Genomic DNA, 23,629 nt, shown 5'->3' with positions numbered 1-23,629 from the left:
GCCGCGAGCCCCACCACCGACGACACCGAGGAGGGCCATCATGGCCGTGGACGACGAACGGCAGGCCATGGCCCTGCTGCACGGGCTCCTGGCGGAGGCGGTGGCCGGCCGCGGCCGGATCGCCCTGGTCACGGGCGCCATCGCCACCGGCAAGAGCCGGCTGCTGTACGGCTTCGCCGACGACGCGTTCGAGCACGGCGCGCTGCCGCTGAGCGCCATGGGCTCGCGGGCCGAGCGCGACCTGCCCCTCGGCGTGCTGTCGCAGCTCCTCCACAACGCGCCGATGACCGAGGAGCACCGCGCCACCACGCTGCGCCTGCTGCAGGAGGGCGCCCGCGCGCACATCTCCAGCGACCCGCGCGCCGACTCGATCGAGCACGTGGACGTGCAGATCGTGGACGCGCTCTGCACGGTGCTGCTGGAGCTGTCGGAGCGCTGCCCGCTGGTCATCGCGGTCGACGACATGCACCACGCCGACCGCGCCTCCCAGCTCTGTCTGTCGTACCTGGCGCGGCGGGTGAAGTACGCGCGGATCATGCTGGTGTTCGGCACGCCCGGACACCAGGCCCGCCTCCCGAACCTCCTGCACACCGAGGTCCTCAGGCAGCCGCACTGCCGGCAGGTGCGGCTCGGCCACCTGACGGAGCAGGGCGTCGCCGAGCGGGTGGCGCGGCTGGCGGGCGAGGAGGCGGCGGCCCGGTTCGCGGCGCGCTGCCACGAGGTGAGCGGGGGCAACCGGCTGCTCGTGGACGCCGCGCTGGAGGACCTCCAGGACACCGGCGCCCCGGGCGACAGGTACGGCGAGGCCGTCGTCGCCTGCCTGCACCGCGCCGGCCCGGAGGCCCTGCTCATGGCCCGCGCGCTGGCCGTGGCCGGGACCACCGCCGCCGCGGCCCGCCTCCTCGGCCGCGCCGACACCGGGGACACGACCGGACGCGCGGAGACGACCGCAGCTGGGGAGACGGCTGGGCGTGGGGACACGACCGCACGTGCGGAGACGGCTGGGCGTGGAGACACGACCGCACGTGTGGAGACGGACCGGCTGTACGGGGGTGAGCCGGACCGGCTGGAGGGCGAGTTGGACGCGGCGCGGGCGGAGCAGGCGCTGACCGGCGCCGGGCTGCTCGACGGCGGCCGGTTCCGGCACGAGGCGGCCAGGGCCGCGGTGCTGGCCGGGCTGGACGGCGCCGAGCGCGCTCTCCTGCACCGCCGCGCCGCCGAGCTGGCCTACCACGACGGCGCCCCCGTGGCGGCCGTGGCCGACCACCTCATCCGGGGCGGCCACGCCGGTCACCCGTGGGCGCTGCCCGTCCTGGAGGAGGCCGCCGAGCAGGCGCTGCGCGACGGCGACGTGGAGCCCGCGATCGAGTACCTCAAGCTGGCCTGGCAGGCGTGCGCCGACGAGCGGCGGCGCGCCCGGATCACCACCACGCTGGTCCGCGCCAAGTGGCGCATCAACCCGAGCACCCCCGCCGGCCACCTCGCCGAGCTGACCACCGCGCTGCGCAACGGCCACCTGGGCGGCGGCGACGCCGTGGTGCTGGCCAAGGCGCTGCTGTGGCACGGCCACGACACCGACGCCAAGGACGTGCTCGCCCGCCTCGGCGAGCTGGCGGAGCCGGACCGCGAGACCGTGGCCGAGCTGGCGGCCGCCCGCGCCTGGTTCCGCAGCAGCTACCCGTCGTTCCTGCCGCACCTGCCGAAGCTCAGCGACGAGCAGGCCAGCGGCGCGGCGCACTCGCTCAGCGTCGGCCGCCGCCTGGAGTCGGCGGGGGCGCTGGCCCGCGCGCTGGCCGACGAGTGCCCCGACGAGCCGGCGGCCACGGCCGAGCGGGTGCTGCGCGGCTGCCGCCTGGACGAGATGTCCATGGACACCGTCGAGAGCGCACTGCTCACCCTCACCTACACAGGCCGGGCGGATCGGGCCGCGCCGTGGTGCGACGCGTTCATCGCCGAGGCCGCCTCCCGCCACGCCCCCAGCCGACAGGCCCGGCTGTCCGCGATCCGCGCGGAGATCCACCTGCGGCGGGGCGACCTCGCGGGCGCGGTGGACGACGCGCGGCGCGCTCTGGAGATCATCCCGCCGGGGAGCTGGGGCGTGGCCGTCGGCGGCCCGATCGGCAGCCTGCTGCTGGCGGGCGCGGCCATGGGCAGGTTCGAGGAGTTCCTGCCCCAGGCGGACCGGCCGGTGCCGGAGGCGATGCTGGAGACCCGGTTCGGCCTGCACTACCTGTACGGCAGGGGCCGCTTCCACCTGATGGCCGGCCAGCCCCGGCAGGCGCTGCGCGACCTGCGGCTGTGCGGCGAGCTCATGAGGGCGTGGGGGCTGGACGCGCCGGGGTTCATCGCGTGGCGGCTGGACGTGGCCGAGGCGCTGATCCGGCTGGAGGAGCCGGAGGAGGCGCGGGTGCTCGTGGAGGACCAGCTCGCCCGCTGCGACCGCCGCTCCGCTCGCGTCCACGGGGCGGGGTTGCGGCTGCTGGCCGCCGTCGGCGAGCCGCGCCACCGCGTCATGATGCTGCGCCAGTCGGCCGAGCTGCTCCAGTCGAGCGGCGACCGGTACGAGCTGGCCAGGACGCTCGGCGAGCTCACGGAGGCGTACCGGGCGATGGGCGAGTTCCGGCGCGCGTGGATGGTGGGACGGCGGGCGCGCGCCCTGGCCGACGAGTGCCGGATCACGGTCCTGGACCCGGACCTCGCGCCGGGCGAGGACGAGGACGGCGAGGCGGAGCAGGGCGGCGTGCGGCCCGTGCTCAGCGACGCCGAGCGGCGCGTCGCGGCGCTGGCCGCCGACGGCTACTCCAACCGGGAGATCTCCGGCAAGCTGTTCATCACGGTCAGCACAGTGGAGCAGCACCTGACCCGTATCTACCGCAAGCTCAACGTCACCCGCCGGACCGAGCTGCCCGCCGACCTGATGAGCCGCCAGGCCTGACGCGGCCGGACCCCGGCCCCCGGAGGGGCCGGGGAGGCGGCGGGTCACTCCGCGATGGCCGTGTGCATGACCCACTGGAAGACGAGGGCGTCCACGCCGTCGACCGTGGTGCTCTCGCCGTGGTGCCGGAAGTGCTCGTACCCGGCGCCGTGCGGCAGCTTGAGCGTGTCGGTGCCGGCGCTGACCCGCTGGACGCGCCGGTCCCCCGGCAGGTGGTCGGGTCCGCCCACGAGGACGGCGGTGACCTGTTGCGTGAAAGAAGCCTGGGCCGGGGCGGGATGGGACGGGGCGAGATGGGACATGGTGCCTCCTGTTGGACGGCAGGGTTCACAGCGGGATGTCGGAGCGGCTCCCGCGGCGCGCGGGCCGGCGCCTGGGCGGGACGGTCATCGCGGGATCTCCTCCGGCTGGGTGCGACACAGGGGCCTCCTGCGAATGTGCCAACGACCCCGGGCGCGCGCCAACCCCTATTCGAGCCGCGGACGGCCCCCGCCGATGGCAGGCTCTGCCCGCCGTTTCTGCTCGTTGACCGCCTCCGGTGATCGGCGTTTCGATGCTGCAAACCGCCTTCTGGAGGCCCGCCATGTCCCCATGGTCCTTACCTACCGTCACCGTTCTGCTGGCAGCCCTGGCCCTGCCGCCCGGCGCCCCGCCCCCCGTGACCGCCGCCGCCGAGGTGGGCGTCGACGTCAGCCCGACCGAGCTGGTCAACGTCTTCCACGGCACGAAGGAGGCGGCCACCGACTTCGGCCACGGCGGGGGCGGCGGCATGACGTTCCCCGGCGCCGTTCTCCCGTTCGGCATGATGCAGTGGAGTCCCGACACGGTCGAGGACGCCGGAGGCGGCTACCAGTACGAGGACAACCGGCTGCGCGGCTTCTCCCTGACGCACATCTCCGGGCCCGGCTGCAACGGCGCCCAGGACTTCCCGGTCATGCCGTTCTCCGGGAAGATCGCCCGCTCGCCCGCCACCCACGGCATGGACTACGTCCAGACGTTCAAGCACGAGAACGAGAAGGCCGCGCCCGGCTACTACAGCAGCACGCTCGACACCGGAATCTCCACGGAGATCTCGGTCAGCGCCCGCGCCGGCGTCGCCCGCTTCGCCTTCCCGCAGGGCAAGCCCGCCACGCTGCTGCTCAACACCAGCGGCTCCATCAACGGCATCGACGACGGCGAGACCCGCATCGGCCAGAACACGGTCGAGGGCTGGGTGAAGACGGGCGGCTTCTGCGGCCCGCCCCTCCGGTACAAGGTGTACTTCCACGCCACGTTCGACCAGCCGTTCACCGGCTACGGCACGTGGAAGAACGACGAGGTGCGGCCGGGGACGCAGACCATCTCCAACGACGCCTCCAAGGCCCGCGTCCGGGCCGACCTGGTCACCGGCACCGACGTCACCGTCAACGGGCCCGGCTCCGGGGCGTACCTGGAGTTCGACCCCGCCAAGCCGGTGCAGATGCGCGTCGGCCTGTCGTACGTGAGCATCGACGGCGCGCGGAACAACCTGGACAAGGAGATCGGCGACAAGGCCCTCGACCAGGTGCGCCAGGAGGCCACCGCCGTCTGGGACAAGCGCCTCGGCCAGATCCGGGTCGCCGGCGGCACCGAGGACCAGCGCCGCACGTTCTACAGCAACCTGTACCACACGCTGCTCCAGCCGTACGTCTTCGAGGACGTGGACGGCACCTACACCGGCTTCGACGGCAAGCCCAGGACCGTGCGCGCGGGGCACCACCAGTACGCCACGTTCTCCGGCTGGGACATCTACCGGACCGAGGTGCAGCTCCTGGCGCTGCTCGTGCCGGACGTGGCCGCCGACATCGCCCAGTCGATGTACGACAACGCCCAGGCCCTGGGCAACGTCTGGGACCGCTGGTCGCACCAGACGGCCGTCACCGGGGTCATGGTCGGCGACCCGTACCACTCCATCCTGTCCACGATGTACGCCTTCGGGGCGCGCGGCTTCGACTCGGCGGCGGCGCTGAAGGCGATGGCCGCCGCCGCCCGGCGCGTCGGTCCGCAGGACATCGGCCACCCGGAGGCCCAGTACGACGAGCGCCCCGGCAACGCCGACTACATGGCCAAGGGCTTCGTCCCGTCCGACCCGTCCTCCACGCTGGAGTACGCCGTGGCCGACTTCGGGATCGCGCAGCTCGCCACCCGGCTCGGCGACCAGGCGACGGCCACGGAGTTCATGAAGCGCGCCCAGTCGTGGCAGAACCTCTACAACCCGGGCAACGGCTGGATCCAGCCGCGCATGGGTGAGGGGTCGTTCATCGCGCCGTTCGACCCGGCCGCGCCCAGCGTCTACATGGAGGGCAACGGCGCCCAGTACCACTGGATGGTGCCGCACAACCCGCAGGGCCTGTTCACCGCGATGGGCGGCCTGAGCAAGGTCATCCCGCGGCTCGACGGCTACTTCAAGAAGCTCAACGCCGGCCCGGCCGAGGCGTACGCGTACCTGGGCAACGAGGTCGCGCTGCCGTCGCCGTGGCTGTACGCGTGGGCGGGGCAGCCGTACAAGACGCAGAACGTGGTGCGCCGGGTGCAGCAGGAGCTGTTCACCTCCGGCGCGGACGGGCTCGTCGGCAACGACGACCTCGGCACCATGGGCGCGTGGTACGTGTGGTCGGCCATGGGCCTGTTCCCGGCCATCCCCGGCCGGGCCGAGCTGCTGGTCAGCACACCGCTGTTCGACAAGGTCACGGTCTCCCGGCCGGCGGGCGACATCGTGGTCAGCGCGCCCAACCCGGCCAACCGCTACATCCAGACGCTACGGGTCAACGGCGTGGCTACCGGTAAGGCGTGGCTGCCGGAGTCGTTCGCGACCCAGGGCGGGCGGCTCGACTTCACGCTCGGCTCGTCGCCGAACCTGACCTTCGGGGCCGACCCGCGCAACGCCCCGCCCTCGTTCGGCCAGGGCTCCAAGCCGTACGTCGCCGGCCTCACCCCCGGCGCCGCGCCCGTCGAGCCCGGCGGCGCGGTCGACGCGGAGCTGTCGGTGCAGTCGCTCGGCGCGGCGGCCACCGTGACATGGCAGGCCAAGCCGCCTGCGGGCATCATCGTGTCACCGGGGAGCGGGACGCTGAGCGTGCCGGCCGGCGGCAGGGCCGCCGTGAAGGTGCGGATCTCCGTGGCCGCGGGCACCGCGCTGAACCTGGTGACCGTGCCCATCAGTGTGGACAACCCGGCGGGGAGCAGCAGCAGCGGAGTGACCGCGAGTACCCGGCTCAACGTGGCCAAGCGCGGCACGATCGCCTGGTACCACAACAACTCCGGCATCGGCGACGCCGCCGTGCCCGACGAGGCCAACATCGACGGCCCCGGCTTCAGCTACCCGGCGCAGTCCCTGGCCGACGCCGGGCTCAAGCCGGGCGGCACGTTCGCCTGGAAGGGCTTCACGTTCACCTGGCCGAGCCGCAAGCCCGGCCAGTGGGACAACCTGCGGCCCGGCACCCAGCCGATCGAGATGGCCGCGCCCGCCGGGGCCACCAAGCTCGCCTTCCTCGGGGCCGGGGTCAACGGCTGGCCCGAGTCGGAGGTGACCGTCACCTACACCGACGGCTCGACCGGCACCGGGAAGCTCGGCTTCAGCGAGTGGATCCTCGACTTCGGCGGAGAGCAGCCCGCGTTCGGCAACGAGATCGTGGCCAGCGCGCCGTACCGGCTGTTCTGGGGGTCGTGGGCGCTGCAGCCGATCGGCGCGCACGTCTTCGCGGCGCAGCCGATCGCGCTGGACCCGGCCAAGACGGTGAAGAGCGTGACGTTCTCCACCCCTGAGGACGGGGAGATCCACCTGTTCGCGTGGGCGTTCGCCTAGCCTGCCGGGACGTCTTTCAGGAGCTCGCCCACACCGGGCGGGCTCCTCTGACGCTCAGCAGGATCGAGTACACGGACGTCGTCGCGGTGATGAACAGCCTGTTGCGCTTGAGGCCGCCGAAGACGAGGTTGGAGGCGGCCTCCGGCAGGATCATCCGGCCGAGGAGCGTGCCGTCGGGGTCGTAGCAGTGGATCGCCCTGCCGACGGCCGCCCACACCCGGCCCGCGTCGTCGAGCCGCAGCCCGTCGAAGCCGCCCTTGCCGGTGTGCTCGGCGAACACCTTGCCGCCCGACAGGCTGCCGTCGTCGTCGACGTCGAAGACCCGCACGTGGTCGCGCTCGGTGTCGGCGATGTAGACGCGGCTCTCGTCCGGGGAGAACGCCAGCCCGTTCGGCCGGGCGAAGTCGTCGGCCACGACGCGGGGCTCGCCGGTGACCGGGTCGATCCGGTACACGTGGCAGCCGTCGATCTCCTGGTCGGCGCGGTGTCCCTCGTAGTCGCTGAGAATCCCGTACGGCGGGTCGGTGAACCAGACGGACCCGTCGGAGCGGACCACCACGTCGTTGGGGCTGTTGAGCCGTTTGCCCCGCCATCGGTCGGCCAGCACGGTGATGGAGCCGTCGTGCTCGGTCCTGGTCACGCGGCGGGCGCCGTGCTCGCAGGAGACCAGGCGACCCTCGCGGTCGAGCGTGTTGCCGTTGGTGTAGCCGGCCGGCTCGCGGAACGGGCCGACGGCGCCGGTCAGCTCGTCCCAGCGCAGCATGCGGTCGTTCGGGATGTCGCTCCAGACGAGGAAGCGGCCCGCCGGGAAGTAGACGGGGCCCTCGGTCCAGCGGGCGCCCCGGTGAAGGCGTTCGAGCCACCTGTCGCCGCCGACAACGGCGACCCGGGGGTCCAGCGCTTCGAGTTCGAGCGGTACGAGATCCATGCGCGGACCCTCCTCAGCGTGGATCATTCTTACCAGATCACCCGGGCCGCTTGAACCCCTTCCGACCAGCGCCCATACCCCTTACCCGGCGCGAGGCCCCCTTAGCCCGCCCCACCCCATGTTCCGACATTTCGCCACATGATCATTGGTCTCCTGTGATAGTGGGGGCTCCGTTATTGCATCGCCCGAAAGGACGAATACATGCGGTTGTTAACCCGCGTGCTGGCGATCACCGCCTCGGCCGCGACGGTGGCCACGGCCACCGTCACCACACCCGCCTCCGCGGCGACCGAGCTCGTGGTCAACGGCACCTTCGCCGGCGGCACCACACCCTGGTGGGGCTCCGCCGGCACCTCGATGGCCGTCAGCGGCGGCCGGCTCCAGGTCAAGGTGACCGGCGGCACGGCCAACCCCTGGGACGCCATGATCGGCCAGAACGCCATCACGCTGGCCAAGGACAAGGCCTACACGCTCTCCTTCGACGCCTCCGCCTCGGCGCCGGTCAGCGCCGTCACCACCGTGCAGCTCGCCGCCTCGCCGTACACGCGGACGCTCACCAAGACCTTCTCGCTCGGCACCACGAGCAAGCGTTACAGCTTCCCCTTCACCTCCACCCTCGCCACGACCGGCGGGCAGGTGTCCTTCCAGCTCGGCAAGAACGCCGGGTTCACCTTCTCCGTGGACAACATCTCCCTCACCGCGACGTCCTCCGCCACCCCGGCTCCTACGCCGACTTCTACGCCGACCGGGAGCCCCAAGCCGACGAGCACGCCGAAGCCGACGCCCACGTCCACGGCGACCACCACCCCGAAGCCCGGCTCCGGCCCGCTCGCCCAGACCGACGGCTTCTACGTGGACCCCGGCTCCAACCCGGCCATCTGGGTGCGCGACAACTCCGGTGACTCCCGCGCCGCCCGCATCAAGTCCGCCATCGCGTCCAAGCCGATGGCCCGCTGGTTCGGCAACTGGAACAGCGACATCGGCTCGGCCGTGTCCTCCTACGTTGCCGCCGCCGACAAGGCCGGCAAGCTGCCCGTCCTCGTGGCGTACAACATCCCCGGGCGTGACGCCTGCGGCGGCCACTCCGGCGGCGGCGCCGGGAGCGAGGCCGCGTACAAGACGTGGATCTCCGCCTTCGCCTCGGCCGTCGGCAGCCGCCCCGCGGTCGTCGTCATCGAGCCCGACAGCCTCGGCGACTTCAACTGCATGAGCGACGCGGCCGTCCAGGAGCGCAACCGCATGCTCACGTACGCCACCCAGCAGTTCCGCGACAAGGCCGCCAACACGTGGGCCTACCTCGACGGCGGCAACTCCGGCTGGGTGGCGGCGGGCACCATGGCCACGCGCCTGGCCAACGCGGGAGTGCGCAACATCCGCGGCTTCTCGGTGAACGTCTCGAACTACTACACCACCAGCGAGTCGGCGACCTACGCCAAGGCCGTCAACTCCGCGCTCGGCGGCACCGCCAAGTACGTCATCGACACCAGCCGCAACGGCAACGGCTCCAACGGCGAGTGGTGCAACCCGGCCGGCCGCAAGCTCGGCGTCCCGGCCCAGGCGGGCGGGGCGGCCGAGATGCTGCTGTGGGTGAAGGTGCCCGGCGACTCGGACGGCAACTGCGGCATCGCGTCCGGCGTCCCGGCCGGCCAGTTCAGCCCGGCCATCGCCATCCGCCTCATCGACGGCACCTGACGCCGCTTCTCGCCTCACGACGAGCGACGCCCCCACCTCCGGCGCAGCCACCCGACCGCGGCCGCGCGCGACCACTCACGACGGTCCCGGAGGTGCGGGGTGTGCTCCCCCTTCACCAACGAAATATCCCTCGACCGTGGACGCGCGCCTGTGCCACGGTGATCCCCATGTCCAGCTCCCTCCCCCTCCCGCTCAGCCTCGACGAGGCCGTCGCCGCCGAGCAGGCCGGTCGCACCCTGCGCTACCTCTACTTCTGGGGCCACCGCCCGGCTCGCGACGGCGGCGTCGGCCCCGGCTGCCTGTCGCAGTGGTGGCCGGCCGCCTTCACCTGCGACGGGCACACGTTCGCCTCGGCCGAGCACTACATGATGGCCGGCAAGGCGTGGCTGTTCGGCGACGACGAGACGGCGGAGGCGATCCTCGCCGCGAGCCACCCGGGCGAGGCCAAGAAGCTCGGCCGTACCGTGCGGAACTTCGACGAGGAGCAGTGGAACGCCCGCCGCTTCGACATCGTGGTCCGGGGCAACCTCGCCAAGTTCGGCCAGGACGCGGAGCTGGGCGGCTTCCTTGCGGGCACGGCCGGGCGCGTCCTGGTGGAGGCGGCCCCGAACGACCGGGTGTGGGGCATCGGCCTCACGGCCACGGACGAACGCGCCGCCCGCCCCTCGACGTGGCGGGGCACCAACCTGCTCGGCTTCGCCCTGATGACCGTCCGCGCCACCCTCGCCGCCGGCGTCCAGCCGCCCGGCACGACCAGCTAGCCTTCGCGGGTGCGACAACGTGGTGGCTCGACGGGCAACCGCAGTACCTCGGCGTCGGCGTCCTCCCGCGCCCCCGTGGACCCGGCCCACAGCCGCCGGCACCGGTACCGCCACCGATCCTCCTCGGCGAGGGCGACGAGGGTCTGCGGTTGCCGGGATCGGGCCGTTGACCAGAGCCCGCGGGAAGGTCGATCAGGTAGTCAGGAGCCGCTGCCACCGATTGGGGAGGCGCGGAGAGTATCCGTTCGCCGAGAAAGCATTGTTCGCCTGCCCGATGAGGGATGCCGAACAATCTTGCCGCCACGATCCTGGTGGCACAGGCCTCGGCGGGCAAGCGGTCACGGGACCGCTTGCCGCTGAGAACCGCCAGGGGGCCAAGTCACACGCACGTGTGACCTGGCCGCCGCCGGGCCCGGCGGGGCATACGTCAACGGCGCGAGCGACATGTGCCTGGCCATCGGGCGCGGCGAGAGGCACAGGAGAAGAAGGCGAACCGGAAGGGTCGCTCCCTTCGGGGTCCACCGGCCTCAACACGGACTCAACGCCGTCTCAACAGCCCGGAACGCACGATGTCACCACGAACTCAAGCAGGAGGTCAACCATGAAGACACTCAAGGCCCTCGTCGCGGCCGGCGCCATCACCGCCACCGCCCTCGTCGCCGCCCCCGCCGCGAGCGCCACCACCACCGAGCTCGGCTGCCCGCATCCCCGGGTGGCCAACCGGGACCCCGGCTACGTGACCATGACCGGCTCGTTCAACCTCAAGGCCGGGCCCTACCAGGGCAGCAGGTGCGCCACCATCAGGAACGTCCCCAAAGGCACCAAGCTGTGGGTTCACTGCTGGGTGATCAACAGCTACGGCACACCGTGGGGCTACATGCAGATCAAGGGCACCCGCACGTGGGGCTGGATGTCGGCCGCGAATGTCAAGTACGGACCCGGCATCAACTTCGCGAAGTGCCCCGGCAGCGAGCTCTAGAAGGACTGCTCCTCAGACCGGTAGTACGGCAGCCAGAACCCGGCCCGGCCCCCCAACGCGGCCGGCAACCGCCCGGCGTCCGGCGAGAGGAACCATAGCCCGCTACGTCCCTGGGCCTCGTGGACATACGTCCGGACGTTGGTCTCGGGAAACTCGGAGACCCACGGCAGAGCCGGCACGCCAGGCACCCGCACGTCCTTCATCAGGGACGGCGGGAGCCCGACATACGCGGCCCCGTCGTAGGTCTCCACCGTTAGCGCTGGAGAGACAGATCTTGCATCCGGGCGCAAATGCCGTCCTGGTAGCGGCCCTGGAGGACTGTACCGGGGCGCGGCCGCGTCGGTGGACGCCCGTCGGCCCTGGACACCCACGGCGCGGGAAGCATGGCGCCGGTCCGAAATCGGCCAGCGGGAGCTTGATCGCCTGTGGCGGCTGTCACAGGGAACTGGACCCGACGTGCGGACACAGACCTGGCGTGAGCACTGATCTCGAATTATGGTCCCGCGCGGCCGAGGGGAACAGCGATGCCTTCGGGGCCTTGTTCGACAAGTACGCGCGCGACGTCTACAACCACTGCTTCCGCCGTACCGCGGACTGGTCGGCCGCCGAAGATCTCACCTCGGTGGTGTTCCTGGAGGCGTGGCGGCGGCGGGGCGAGGTGCGGATCCGCCACGAAAGCGCGCTCCCCTGGCTGCTCGGCGTGGCCAACAACGTTCTGCGCAACCGGCACCGGTCGCTGCGCCGCCACAAGGCGGCACTGGAACAGCTCCCGCCCCAGGCGTACGAACCCGACCCTGCCGAGGACATCGCCGGGCGAATCGACGACGAGCACCGGATGCGCGAGATCCTGGCGCTGATGGACCGGCTGCCGCCGGCGGACCAGGAAGTCCTCGCCCTTTGCGTCTGGTCGGAGTTGACCTACGAGGAAGCGGCCGTCGCCCTGGGCGTCCCGGTGGGCACGGTGCGCTCGCGGCTGTCCCGGGCTCGAAGCCGCCTGAAAAGGCTCCTGGAAAAGGAACCCGAACCACGGCCCGGACACAGATGGAGTGAGCGCTTCTCAGCGCTCCGCAAGAAGGGAGAGGAGCTGTGACTGACCACGAGCTTCCGGAAGAACGCGACCTTCCTGCCGCCCGGCACTCACTCCGAAAGGCACACCTCATGGCCATGATCGAGCAGAAGCCCGCAGCTGCACCGGTAAGCCCGCGCCGTCGCTGGCTGGGCTTGGCCGTCCTGGGGACCGCAGCCGCCGCCGCACTGGCGATCGGCGTCCCCGTGCTGCTGGGCCAGGGTGCCGCCCCGGCGAACGCGGTGATCCGCGAATCGGACGGGTCCATCAAGATCTACGTCAGGGACTACAAGCGACCCGAGGTGATCGAACACCAGTTGCGCAACCTCGGCGTGCAGGCGAGCGTGACCTTCCTGCCGGCCGGCAAGCAATGCAAGGAGCCCCGGGGCACGTACCTGCCGGACAATCCGGCCCTGCTCACCACCGAACCACCGGCTGAAGGGGAGGATGACTACTGGAGGCTGCATCCGGAGCAGATCAAGCCGGAGCAGACCTTCGTCTACACCATGTGGTACGAGGAAGATGGGGACAACAGCATGGCCAGTGCCCGCTACCGGGTCGCGACCGGCCCGGTGACGCCATGCGAGGTCGTTCCCGGCGGCCCCGTGATGCGGGAGGGCCCCGACGGCGGCGTCGGCGGCTGATCCCGCACGCCGGTGAAGCACTCGGTGTGGACCTGCAACCGAACCATAAGCGCCTTGTCGCAGGTCCACCCCGCGGCCGCCTGGCGGTCGCCGAAGGGCCGGTAGGTGCGGCCGGTCAGGGAGCGGCCGGCCGGAAGGTGCTGTCGGCGCGGAAGGCGGAGGTGTCCTGGTCCTTGTCGAGCCAGAGCTGGTGGTGGCGATGGCGGACGAAGCGGCCCGGATAGTTGGCCGACTCCAGCCGCACCCTCCCTGAGCCCGCCGCCGCGCGGGCGTGGAAGGTCGCGTCCCGCTCGAAGAGCGCGCTGCCGTCGTCGCCGTCGAACCTCAGCCGGAAGTCCTTGTGCCGCAGGAAGCGCCCGTCCCCGTCCACGAACGAGTAGCCCTTGGCGTCGGCCAGGCCCGGCACGACCTGGAGGGGCGCGGCCGCGCCCAGGACGCCGAGCGCCCCGGAGGCGCCGATCCCCTCGTCCCAGAAGTTGATCGACAGGAGCCGCCGGGTCGTCCCCGTCTGGAGGAGGGCCCCGCCGGTGGTGGCGGCGGGGCGGGTGAACAGCAGCGTGCCGAAGCCGAGCTGGTCGAACCCTCCGCTGTTGGGCCCGTAGTCGCCGCCGCCGCCCTCGGCGCGCACCCGCTCGGCGTACGCCTTGGTGTACGGCACCGCCAGGCCCCGGCGGTTGGCGTAGTGGTTGTACAGCAGCTCCCACACCGGCCGGTCCTGGCCGCGTCCGGCGTCCGAGATCACGGTCTGCTCGCGGCGGGCGCAGTTCGTGCCGGTGCCCCAGGTGTAGGTGGTGAACGGCACGGACTGGCCCAGGTTGTACCGGGCGATGTACTCGGCGGCCTTCATGATCCGGTTGTCGGCGTGGCCGTACAGGTCGAGGCCCTGGTTCCAGGCCATCTCGGCGATCGTGCCGATCAGGCCGACGCCCATCATGGTGTGCCCCTGGTCGCGTCCGCTCTCCTGCCACTGGGCGAGGCCGCCGGGGTGCAGGAACGGGATCGCGTTCATGATCGAGCCGTTGCCCTTGCCGTTCCTGACGTAGTCGGCGGCCCGGTCGAACATCGCCCGATCGTCGCAGAAGACGCCGATGGCCATGACCGAGGCGATGGCGCACAGGTCCCAGTTGGCCCAGTAGTTGGTGATGCAGGCGCCGTTGTGCCGGGTCAGGAAGTCCTCGTTCAGCGGGTGGAAGACCGTGCGCAGCATCGTGCGGAACCGCGCGACCTCGAAGCCGGGGTAGTCGCGCATCAGCTCGGCGGCGTTGGCGAACTGGTAGCCGTAGATGCCGGCGGCGAGGAACCGGTCGGCGTTGCCGGTGACCGTCTTGAGCGTGGCGGACCAGGCGTTGAGGATGGCGCTCGCGGTGTCGGCGTGCGCCTTGTCGCCGCTGATCCGCCAGCGCAGCGCGTTCTGGTACGCCGCGTGGATGTCGTTGTAGAGCTGCGGGTAGTTCTGCCCGTCGCCGCCGCGCACCACGGTCGCCAGCGGGCGCGGCTTCCAGGTGCTCGCCGAGCGCCCGTTGGCCACCAGCCTCTCCCACCCCGCCTTGTACGGCTGAGCCCCGGCCCGCACGGCCGCGGCGATCCGGTCGAAGTCGGCCTGGGTGTGCAGCAGCCCGGGATGCCGGAACGGCGCCGCCACCCGCTCCGCCGCCCATGCCCGGCCCGCGAGGGCGGGGAGCACGGCCACCCCTGCCGCCGCCTTCAACACGTCACGCCGGCTGGCCTGGAGACCCATGTCAGTCCTCTCGTCAGGAAACTCGTCAGGAGACACTCTTCACCAGGCGAGGGGACACGACATGCGACATAGCCCTTTTTCGGGCGACATGAACGACGGGACGGCGGGTGACGAAAGAAGCCCCGGCTCACTCAAGGTGAGCCGGGGCTTCCTCATCGAGGTGCGCCGCCAGGGACTCGAACCCCGGACCCGCTGATTAAGAGTCAGCTGCTCTAACCAACTGAGCTAGCGGCGCCCGCAACAGGTGTAACTGTAGCAGCCGCCACGGACCACCCGCACACTCAGCCGAGGCGGGCGGCCAGCCCGGCGTACGCGTCCAGGACCACGTCCCAGAACCTCTTGACGTCCAGCGACGTCGCGACCAGGGCGTTCGACCGGCGGTCGCCCACCTTGAAATCCGTCACGGTCATCCCGGACGTGTACCGGCCGGCCGTCTCCACCTGGACCACGGCCGGCACGCAGGTGAACAGCGACGGGTCCAGGACGTAGGCGATCGCGCAGGCGTCGTGGATGGCCGGGCCGCCGTCGGCCGTGACCATGCCGTACGCCGTGGCGGCCGGCACCACCAGCAGCTCGGCGAGCCGGCCCAAGGGGCGCACGCGGTCCAGGACGTCGGTGGTGACCAGGGCGGTGAGCGTGACGTCCAGGCCGAGCATCGTGACCGTCCAGCCGGCGTCGAAGACGATGGCGGCGGCCTCGGGGTCGGCGAGGATGTTGAACTCGGCCGCCGGGTTGGTGTTGCCCCGCGTGTACGAGCCACCCATGATCACGAAGTCGCGGGCCCACTCCACCACGCGCGGCTCCTTGCGCACTGCGAGCGCGATGTTGGTGAGCGGGCCGATGGCCACGAGCGTGATCTCGCCGGGGGCCGCGCGCAGGGTCTCCACGATGAAGTCGACCGCGTGCCCGTCCCCGGCGGGGCGGGTGGCCGGGGGCAGGACGGCGTCGCCGAGGCCGGAGCTGCCGTGGACCCGGTCGGCGCGGATGACGTTCCGCAGCAGCGCGCCGGGGCTGCCCGGCACGACCGGCACCTCCCCGAGATCGAGGAACTCCCTCAGGGCCAGCGCGTTGGCGGTGGTGAGGGCGAGGTCCACGTTCCCGCCGACCGTGGTGACGCCGGCGAGCTCCAGGGAGGGGGAGCCGGCCACGAGGGCGAGGGCCAGGGCGTCGTCGATGCCGGGGTCACAGTCGATGAGGAGTTTTGTCACGGATGAACCTTATGAGCTCACGGGACGGCCGTGACGCCTGGCTCCGGGCATGAATCGGGGCCGGGCAGTTCCCCCAAAACCTGCCCGGCCCCGATCGAAGGCGGTCCAGGCCGACGCTTCCCCCAAAACGCCGGCGGTCCCGCACTTGCGGACCACGGTCCCCCTCCGCGTCCGCTCGGTAAAAGCCTGTTCCGGCCAGTCGGCGTACCTTCTGACCTGCCTCGACACTACCGAGCGGAATGCAACGGACGCGTCATAACGGGGTCGAATATCGCCCTAATCCGGCTATGAAAGCTCCAACCGGACCTCCGTGCCCTCCTGGAGGGACCGGCTCACCGTGCAGTACTTCTCGTGCACCCGCTCCGCCACGGCCCGGTAAACCTCGCCGGCCTCCTCCGACGGCAGCTCGACGTCGTAGGTGATCGTCACGGGACCGAGGCGGTTCGGCTCCGCCTTCTCGGCCGCCACCGTCATCGCCAGGCGCACCAGCCGGTGCCCTCTCTGAGCGGTCAGCGGCTCCACCGTGACGATGTTGCAGCCGCCCACGGCGGCCAGCAACAGCTCGACCGGCGTGAAGACCCCGTCCTCGTCGCCGCCGCCCATCCGGACCTCGGCGCCGCGGGCGTTGGTCGCCCTGAATCCGCCGTCATCGGTCCGCTCAACACGCACGTTAGCCATGATTTAGACCCTACTCAGATACCTCTCATGTTCGGCACGCATCGTTAATGTCATGGTTGGTAAGGCGAAAACGGATCAGTGGCCCGTCCTCTTCTGGTGCGGGGTCGCCGTGGCGGAGTTCGGTGCGATCCAGCCCGGCTTCGGGTACCCGTGGCGTCCCACGGCCTACGCGATGGCGGCCTTACTCGTCACCCTCGGGTTACTGTCGGTCAAGGCCGCGGACCTGCTGCGCTCCGAGGCGGCCCGGCAGCGGCTGCGGCTGGCGACGTACCTGGCGGGCGTGCTCGTGCCGGTGCACCAGCTCAGCTCCACCGCGTACGTGACGGGTCTCAGCCGCACCGGCTCCCTCATCCTGTACGGCATGGCGGCCGTGATGGCCGTCTGGCACCACACCACGCCGCCCCCGGCGCAGGGCGTCCTGGTCGTCGCGTCCGGCCTCGTCCCGGCCCGGCTGCGGGAGCTGCTGGCGAGCCGCGCGGACGACACCGTGGTCATCTACCGGGCCGACCGGCTGACCCCCGAGCTGCGCGATCTCCAGGCCGAGTACGGCCTGCTGGTGGTCGTCGGCGACGAGCACGACCCCCGCGTCAAGGAGCGGGTGAGCGCCTCGGGACTACGGCGCCAGGTGCCCGACATCGCCACCCGCGAGGTGGTCGTGGCCGGCCCGCGCCCCTTCCGGAGGTACGTCCGCGGGGCCCTGTCCCGCCTGGCCGTGCCCGGCGCGCGGATCAGGACCGCCGACGCCGAAGCCGGCCTCTTCCGCCTCACCCCGCGCCGGGTCGAGGACACCCAGAGCGCCTAGCGCCCGGCCGAGGACACCCGGAGCGCCCACCGCGGGGCCGAGGACGCCCGGAGCCGCCCAGCCGCGAACGGGACTCAGCCCTCCGCCGAATGCGGGTACCGGAAGGCCGCCTGGACCCCGGCCTGGAACCGGGTGTGGGCGCCGAGCCTGCTCATCAGGTCGGCGATGCGGCGCTCCGCGGTGCGGTAGCCGATGCCCAGCTGGCGGGCGATGGCCTCGTCGGTGAGGCCCGCCACCAGGAGGGCGATCAGGCGCTCGTCGTCGGGCGAGGCCGGAGACGTGCGGGAGGGCGCCTGGCCGGGGGCCGCCGAGCGCAGGCCCAGCGGCAGCGCTCGCTGCCACAGCCCTTCGAAGAGCCTGCTCAGCGCCTCCAGCAGGCCGGAGGGGTGAACGACCAGTGCGGCGTCGGCGTCCGGATCGTCCGGCTGGTGCCGCAGGAGCAGCAGGGCCAGCCGGTCGTCCATGAGGTAGAGCTTCATCGGCAGGGCGGGCAGCACGCGCGCCTGCTGGCCCGCCCCGATCATGGTTTCGATCTGGCGCAGCGCCCCGGGCCGGTCGACGAACTCCCGCTCGTAGATCATGCGGGTGGCGACACCCCGGCCGAGCAGCTCGCGCTGCGCCGCCATGCTGCCCGACGGGTCGAAGTACGGCGGCTTGGACAGGCAGCGCAGCCGGTGGCGGGCCGCGCGCTGGATCTGCGCGTACCGCTGGTGCACCGCCCGCCTCCCCGTCACGACCTCGACGATGACCGGAGGCGTGTTCCGGGTGTTGCGGCGCTGGAAGGCCCGGTCCAGCTCGGCGGCGTGCTCGCGGGCCCGCAGGAGCTGCCGTTCGGTGGTCACCAGGAGCACGTCGAGGGCGACCTCCGGCGCGACCGCGGCGTAGCGGGCCTGCTCGCCGGACGACGATCTGGTGACCAGCCCCTTGGCCTCCAGGGAGCCGAGCACGGTCAGGAGCAGATCCGGGCGCAGGCCGGCCGCCGCGCACAGCGCCGCGAGGGTCGCCGGGGAGCGGTCGACGAGCAGCTCGTACACCGCCTCCTCCTCCGGGCCGAGTCCGGCCGGGCCCAGAGCCCCCGGTTGCCCGGCCGCGCCCAGGGCTCGGGGCGGCCGGTCGCCGGGCGCGTCAGGCCGGGTCATCCTGGGAGCCCTTCTGGTCGGCGAGCCAGCCCCGCCGGACGGCCTGGTAACCGGCCTGGAAGCGGGTCCGGGCGTCCAGCCGGATCATCATGGCGTGGACGTGGCGGCGTACCGTGCGGTCGCTCCAGCCGAGATGGGCGGCGATCGCCTTGTCCGTCTGGCCTGCCACGAGGCGGGCCAGCAGGTCCCGCTGCGTGCCGGTCGGGCTCGTCGTCTCGGCCAGCCGGGCGCGGCCGTGGCTGACGTGCAGGGGGACCGCGCGTTCCCAGTACATCTCGAACAGCGCCGCCAGGGCATCGAGCAGGACCGACTCGTGCACGACCAGTGCCGACTCGACCATGTGCAGGTCGTGGCGCAGCGGCACCAGCGCCATGGGGTAGTCGCTGAGCACCAGCTTCATCGGCACGTCGCCGACACGCGCCTGCTCGCCCGCGGCGACGTAGTCCGCGATGGCCCGCAGGGTTCCGCGCACCTCGATGGCCCGCCGGTCGTAGACCACGCGGTAGTCGACTCCCCGCCGCAACAGGTCGAACTCCTGGCTGTTGCCTCCTACGACGCCGACGTACGGCGGCGCGTCGAAGACGCGGATCTCCCCGCGCGTGCCGCGCTGGAGCTGTTCGAACCGGTCCAGCACCGCCTCCCGCCCGATCACCACCTCGACCAGGCCGCCCGCGCCCTGGGCGGCCGTGCTCCGGTGATAGCGGGCGGCGAGCTGGGCCACGCGCAGCCGGGCGTCGGCGAGCTCGCGGGCCCGCTCGCTGATCAGCGCCTCCAGCCCCATCTCCGGCGGTACGACGGCGAACCGCGGCGGGTCCTCGGGCAGGCGGGCGATCAGGCCGAGGTCCTCCAGCCTGACGGCGACGGTGCCGGCCAGCCCGGGCGGCGCGTGCGCGGCGGCGAGCCGGTCCAGCTCCTCGACGGTGACGGGGGCGTGCTCCACCAGCGCCTCGTAGAGGGCCTGCTCCGACGCTGACAGGCCGAGGATGCGCAGCATGCATCCATGATCAGCCACAGCGAGGCGCTCACGCCGTCCTTTTCCCGTCATTGGCGGGAAAAGGACAACAGGTCGTCTTTTCAAGATATTTATGGGCCTGTCATGGTGCGGGGAGTCGATCACGCCTGCCACCCCCGCGAGGAGAACCATGACTCGTCACCGCTGGCGACAACCAACCACCGGGCTGACGGCGCTGGGGCTGGTGCTGACCACCGCCATGGCCGTGCCCCCGACGCCGTCGCCGTCTCCCGGCCCGTCCGCCTCCAGCCGGACCGCTCTCCCGTCCCCACCGGCCGGGCTGCCGGGTCAGGAGCCGGAGAAGGTCACCTTGATCACCGGCGACGTGGTCTCCTACAGCACCGCGGCCGACGGCAGCCCGCGCACCCAGGTGAAACCCGCCAGGCGTGCGGACGGCGCTCCGGTGGCCTTCATCTCCGTACGGGAGCGGGACGCCTCCTACGTGTTCCCCGCCGATGTGATGGGGCTGGTGGCGGCCGGCCGGCTGGACAAGAGCCTGTTCGACGTCGCGTACCTGGCGAAGAACGGCTACACCGACCGGGAGAGCGCCGGTCTGCCGCTGATCGTGCGGTACGGCCACGCCAGGCAGGCCGCGGGCGCCCTGTCGGCGCAGGCGGACGCCCTCCCGGCCACCTCCGCTCCGCGCGGGCTGCCCAGCGTGGACGGCGCGGCGGTGCGGGTCGACAAGAAGGCGGCCGGGCAGTTCTGGTCGGCCGTCGACTCCCCGCAGACGGCCAGGAGCGGCGCGGCCACGTTCGACCGCGGCGTGTCGTCGATCTGGCTGGACCGCAGGATCCGGGTCGCGCTCGACCGGAGCGTGCCGCAGATCGGCGCGCCGGAGGTGTGGGCCACCGGGCAGAAGGGGGCGGGCGTCAAGGTCGCGGTGCTCGACACCGGTGTCGACCTCGCCCACCCGGACGTCGCCGGCCACGTCAAGGCAACCGCGAACTTCACCGACGAGACGAGCGTGCAGGACGGGCAGGGACACGGAACCCACGTCGCCTCGATCATCGCGGGCACCGGCGCCGCCTCCGGCGGCAAGTACACCGGCGTCGCGCCGGAGGCCTCGCTGCTCGTCGGCAAGGTGCTCGACAACTCCGGGACGGGCACCGCCTCGGCGATCATCGCCGGCATGGAGTGGGCGGTCGCCCAGCAGGCCCGAGTGATCAGCATCAGTGTCGGCGGCTGCTGTCCGAGCCGGGACGATCCGATGAACCAGGCGGTCGACAACCTCAGCGCGCAGTCGACGTCGCTGTTCGTCATCGCCGCGGGCAACGACGGCGAGAGCCGGACGATCAACACGCCGGGCGCGGCCGCGTCGGCCCTGACCGTCGGCGCCGTCGACGGGTCGGACGAGCTCGCCGACTTCTCCAGCAGAGGCCCCGTACCGGGCGACTACGGCCTCAAGCCCGACATCGTCGCCCCCGGCGTGAGCATCGTGGCGGCCCGCGCCGCGGGAACCAGGATGGGCACGCCCGTGGACGACAGGTACACGAGCGCGTCGGGCACCTCGATGGCCACCCCGCACGTCGCGGGCGCCGCGGCGCTGCTCGCCGGAGCGCATCCGGACTGGACCGGCGCCCGGCTCAAGGCCGCCCTCATCGGCACCGCCCGCGACACCGGCCGCTCCGCCTACGAGCAGGGCGCCGGCCGGGTCGACGTGGCCCGTGCCGTACGCCAGTCCGTCCACGGGCCGGGCAACCTCGACTTCGGATTCCTGCCGTACCCGCAGACCGGGCCGGTCACCAGGACGCTCACGTACACCAACGACGGCGACCAGCCGGTGACGCTGACCCTGCGCGCCGGCGTCACCGCCCACCAGGGAACCGCACCCGCACGCGCGCTCTCCCTGGACCGCGACACCGTCACCGTCCCGGCCCACGGCAGCGCGCCCGTGACCGTCACCTTCGATCCGTCGGGCCCCGCCACGTGGTACGAGGGCTTCGTGCACGCGTCGGACGAGAGCGGCGACGTGCGGGTGAACGCTGCGGTGGGCGCGTTCGTCGAGCCCAGGAAGGTCACCGTGCGGACGCGGATGGTGCTCCCGGACGGGGCGACCGACGTGACGACGATCCCCTGGGCGATCCTGCGGACCGACGAGCGCGACGACCTCGACATCGAGCACTACCCCGAGCCCGGCCCCGAGGCCGAGGTGAAGGTCTACCCCGGCACCTACAGCGTGAACTCGGCGGTCGCGTGGCGGGGCGGCGACGGGGAGTGGAACATCTCCCTGCCGACGGATCCGCAGTTCGAGGTCACGAAGGACACCACGGTCACCCTTGACCTGCGGCGCGCGCGGCGGGTCACCCAGCGCACGCCACGGCCCTCCGAGATCTACACCTCGCAGTACTCCTACGAGCGGAGAGCGGCGAACGGCATCGGCTGGGTGCGGGTGGACAGTTCCTACCCCGCGTACGGACTCCACAACTACTGGCTGCTGCCCACGCGCAAGATCACTCAGGGCACCTTCCACGTCGCGGGCCAGTTCATGCGCGGCGCCCCCGTCATCAGCATGACCGTGCGGGAGGGCGACAGGCGCACCCTGCATCCGCGCTACCAGGACCTGGAGCCGCAACGGCCCAAGCTCGACGGGCGCCGCACCATCCCTCTGGCGTACGCGGGCCACGGCCAGGCCGCGGACCTGGCCGGCGTGGACGTCCGCGGGAAACTCGTCCTGCTCGACCTCGGCGACCTGTGCCCCACCATGATCTGCACCGGCGACGGCCTCGACCGGATCCAGGCCGCCGCCGCCGCGGGCGCCGTCGGGGTGCTCGGCTACGGGGCGGTCAACCGGGCCTTCCTCGACCCGGCCGGGTACTGGCCGACCTATCCGATCCCGACCATGAGCCTGCCCGCGGAGGAGGGCCGCGCGCTGGCCGGCCTGCTCGCCCGGCGGCCGGCGACCGTCCAGGCCGAGGGCGTCACGAACAGCCCGTACGTCTACTCGCTGCTCTTCCACGAGCGCGACCGCATCCCCGCCCGGCTCGACTACGAGGTCGGCAGGCGGAACCTGTACGAGATCGCGAACCGCATCCACGCCGACCGGCCGGGCACGGCCGCCCTGACCTGGTCGACGACCGTCCTGACCCGTCCCGGGCTGCTGCTCGGATCGTGGGGCCTGTCCAACACCCGGCGCGCGCAGAGCGAGCTGACCGAGTACGTGGGCCCCGTCTCACCTGACGTGGCGTGGACCCGGGAGACCCAGGTCGGTTACGACGAGGGAGGCGACGACTACGACCGCCGCAGGGCGCTGTGGGCGACCGCCGTCGACATCTTCCCGTCCGCGGGCGCGAAGACCGAGAGCTGGGGGGCCCAGCCGCGCGTGCCCGGCACCCCGGTGTTCACGGACCAGGTGAACAACAGCGGCACGACCACCTGTTTCCCCTGCCGTACCGGTGACCTCTTCCTGGCGGCGCTGCCGGTCATGGACCCGGAGCGCAACCATCAGGAGGCGTTCACCTGGAACGCGAACTTCTACTCCGCGGTCGGCGGCAAGGACGAACTCCACCTCTCCCGTGACGGGCAGGAGATCCCGCTCCAGACCGGCGATATCAGCGGGCCCGTGATGATCACCATGCCGAGGTACGCCCTGCCGGAGGGGGAGGCCGAGTACCGGCTCACCGACACCTTCCACACGCCCAACCCGTTGCAGCGCTACGCGACCGATGTGGCGACGACCTGGACGTTCCGCTCGAAGCGCCCGACGGGCGGGATGCAGACACCCGCGGACGGCCTGTGCGTCGGCTGGTTCTACTCGAGCGCGCTGACCCCGTGCGAGCCGGTCCGCAAGCTCAACCTCCGCTACGACGCGGGGCTCGGACTGGACAACCGGGCCCCGGCGGCCAGGCCGCAGCGGATCACGATCACCGGCTATCACGGGTCCTACGACCGGCCCGACGCGAAGCTCACCGGCCTCAAGCTCTGGGCCACCTTCGACGACGGTGCCCACTGGCAGCCGGTCGCCACGGCCCGCAAGAACGCCACCTCCTACACCGCGGTCATCGTCCATCCCCCGCTGGCCGGCAGCACCGGCACCGTCGGTCTCCGCGTCCAGGCGACCGACACCGAGGGCAACACCACCGACCAGACCGTCGCCCGCGCCTACGGGCTCGGCTAGCACCACACGGATCGGGCACGTCGCCGGCCGCGGTGCCGGCGACGTGCCCGTCTCCATGTCCAGGCCTGCGCCGGTCACCTGGGTTTAGCGCCGCATTACGCACGATA

17 protein-coding genes and 1 tRNA gene are annotated in these 23,629 nt (G+C 72.1%); 9 read left to right on the top strand and 9 right to left on the bottom strand.

Features of this window, described 5'->3' with window-relative positions; translation table 11 throughout:
* The first annotated feature begins 40 nt into the window (after positions 1-40).
* Positions 41-2,935, top strand: a complete 2,895-nt coding sequence (locus AB0H64_RS05355; RefSeq protein ID WP_357620334.1) for an AAA family ATPase — start codon at positions 41-43, stop codon at positions 2,933-2,935.
* A 44-nt stretch (positions 2,936-2,979) separates the two neighbouring features.
* Here the strand turns inward: AB0H64_RS05355 and AB0H64_RS05350 are convergent, their stop codons facing one another.
* Complete coding sequence (locus AB0H64_RS05350) at positions 2,980-3,237, bottom strand: DUF5988 family protein (RefSeq protein ID WP_357620332.1); 258 nt, start codon at positions 3,235-3,237, stop codon at positions 2,980-2,982.
* A gap of 281 nt (positions 3,238-3,518) precedes the next feature.
* On the opposite strand from AB0H64_RS05350, the gene AB0H64_RS05345 reads away from it, so the two are divergent.
* Positions 3,519-6,758, top strand: a complete 3,240-nt coding sequence (locus tag AB0H64_RS05345; protein ID WP_357620330.1) for a GH92 family glycosyl hydrolase — start codon at positions 3,519-3,521, stop codon at positions 6,756-6,758.
* Positions 6,759-6,774: 16 nt separating this feature from the next.
* On the opposite strand, the gene AB0H64_RS05340 is transcribed toward AB0H64_RS05345, so the two are convergent.
* Positions 6,775-7,686 carry an SMP-30/gluconolactonase/LRE family protein gene (locus tag AB0H64_RS05340; protein ID WP_357620328.1) on the bottom strand — a complete coding sequence of 304 codons (912 nt, stop codon included), beginning with the start codon at positions 7,684-7,686 and terminating at the stop codon, positions 6,775-6,777.
* Between the two features lie 201 nt (positions 7,687-7,887).
* Here AB0H64_RS05340 and AB0H64_RS05335 point away from each other — a divergent pair, with 201 nt between their 5' ends.
* The 3 genes from AB0H64_RS05335 (at position 7,888) to AB0H64_RS05325 (ending at position 11,118) form a co-directional block, all read left to right on the top strand.
* A complete protein-coding gene (locus AB0H64_RS05335; RefSeq protein WP_357620326.1) occupies positions 7,888-9,378 on the top strand; it encodes a glycoside hydrolase family 6 protein in 1,491 nt (496 codons plus the stop codon).
* Positions 9,379-9,545: 167 nt separating this feature from the next.
* A complete protein-coding gene (locus tag AB0H64_RS05330; RefSeq protein ID WP_357620324.1) occupies positions 9,546-10,139 on the top strand; it encodes an NADAR family protein in 594 nt (197 codons plus the stop codon).
* A gap of 601 nt (positions 10,140-10,740) precedes the next feature.
* On the top strand, positions 10,741-11,118 hold the full coding sequence (locus AB0H64_RS05325; RefSeq protein ID WP_357620322.1) for a hypothetical protein: 378 nt from the start codon (positions 10,741-10,743) through the stop codon (positions 11,116-11,118).
* On the opposite strand, the gene AB0H64_RS05320 is transcribed toward AB0H64_RS05325, so the two are convergent.
* Positions 11,115-11,369: a DUF2071 domain-containing protein gene (locus tag AB0H64_RS05320; protein WP_357620320.1), complete on the bottom strand. Its 255-nt coding sequence runs from the start codon at positions 11,367-11,369 to the stop codon at positions 11,115-11,117. The genes AB0H64_RS05325 and AB0H64_RS05320 overlap by 4 nt on opposite strands.
* A 224-nt stretch (positions 11,370-11,593) precedes the next feature.
* On the opposite strand from AB0H64_RS05320, the gene AB0H64_RS05315 reads away from it, so the two are divergent.
* Positions 11,594-12,208, top strand: coding sequence for an RNA polymerase sigma factor (locus AB0H64_RS05315; protein WP_357620318.1), 615 nt, complete (start codon positions 11,594-11,596; stop codon positions 12,206-12,208).
* Positions 12,205-12,828, top strand: a complete 624-nt coding sequence (locus tag AB0H64_RS05310; RefSeq protein ID WP_357620316.1) for a hypothetical protein — start codon at positions 12,205-12,207, stop codon at positions 12,826-12,828. The genes AB0H64_RS05315 and AB0H64_RS05310 overlap by 4 nt, the downstream gene beginning before the upstream one ends.
* 115 nt (positions 12,829-12,943) lie before the next feature.
* Here the strand turns inward: AB0H64_RS05310 and AB0H64_RS05305 are convergent, their stop codons facing one another.
* The 4 genes from AB0H64_RS05305 to AB0H64_RS05290 form a co-directional block, all read right to left on the bottom strand.
* Positions 12,944-14,566: an AbfB domain-containing protein gene (locus tag AB0H64_RS05305; RefSeq protein WP_357620314.1), complete on the bottom strand. Its 1,623-nt coding sequence runs from the start codon at positions 14,564-14,566 to the stop codon at positions 12,944-12,946.
* A 161-nt stretch (positions 14,567-14,727) separates the two neighbouring features.
* Positions 14,728-14,801, bottom strand: a tRNA-Lys gene (locus AB0H64_RS05300).
* 46 nt (positions 14,802-14,847) lie between these two features.
* The gene (locus AB0H64_RS05295; protein WP_357620312.1) at positions 14,848-15,774 is read right to left on the bottom strand and encodes a nucleoside hydrolase; all 927 of its coding nucleotides are present in this window, start codon (positions 15,772-15,774) and stop codon (positions 14,848-14,850) included.
* Positions 15,775-16,059: 285 nt separating this feature from the next.
* Positions 16,060-16,452 carry an OsmC family protein gene (locus AB0H64_RS05290; protein WP_357620310.1) on the bottom strand — a complete coding sequence of 131 codons (393 nt, stop codon included), beginning with the start codon at positions 16,450-16,452 and terminating at the stop codon, positions 16,060-16,062.
* 109 nt (positions 16,453-16,561) lie between these two features.
* Here AB0H64_RS05290 and AB0H64_RS05285 point away from each other — a divergent pair, with 109 nt between their 5' ends.
* Positions 16,562-17,254 carry a hypothetical protein gene (locus AB0H64_RS05285; protein ID WP_357620308.1) on the top strand — a complete coding sequence of 231 codons (693 nt, stop codon included), beginning with the start codon at positions 16,562-16,564 and terminating at the stop codon, positions 17,252-17,254.
* 74 nt (positions 17,255-17,328) lie between these two features.
* Here the strand turns inward: AB0H64_RS05285 and AB0H64_RS05280 are convergent, their stop codons facing one another.
* Together AB0H64_RS05280 and AB0H64_RS05275 are read right to left on the bottom strand one after the other, a co-directional pair.
* The gene (locus AB0H64_RS05280; RefSeq protein ID WP_357620306.1) at positions 17,329-18,393 is read right to left on the bottom strand and encodes a LuxR C-terminal-related transcriptional regulator; all 1,065 of its coding nucleotides are present in this window, start codon (positions 18,391-18,393) and stop codon (positions 17,329-17,331) included.
* Entirely contained in the window at positions 18,380-19,387 is a 1,008-nt protein-coding gene (locus AB0H64_RS05275) for a LuxR C-terminal-related transcriptional regulator (RefSeq protein ID WP_357620303.1), read from the bottom strand. The genes AB0H64_RS05280 and AB0H64_RS05275 overlap by 14 nt, the downstream gene beginning before the upstream one ends.
* Positions 19,388-19,535: 148 nt before the next feature.
* On the opposite strand from AB0H64_RS05275, the gene AB0H64_RS05270 reads away from it, so the two are divergent.
* Positions 19,536-23,522, top strand: coding sequence for a S8 family serine peptidase (locus AB0H64_RS05270; RefSeq protein ID WP_357620301.1), 3,987 nt, complete (start codon positions 19,536-19,538; stop codon positions 23,520-23,522).
* Positions 23,523-23,629: the final 107 nt, after the last annotated feature.

Origin of the sequence: Nonomuraea sp. NPDC050733 (assembly GCF_040654215.1) — a bacterium.
In the GTDB taxonomy this organism is placed as follows: domain Bacteria; phylum Actinomycetota; class Actinomycetes; order Streptosporangiales; family Streptosporangiaceae; genus Nonomuraea.
The sequence above is the reverse complement of the archived record's forward strand: the minus strand, read 5'-3'. Positions and strand labels throughout refer to the sequence as shown.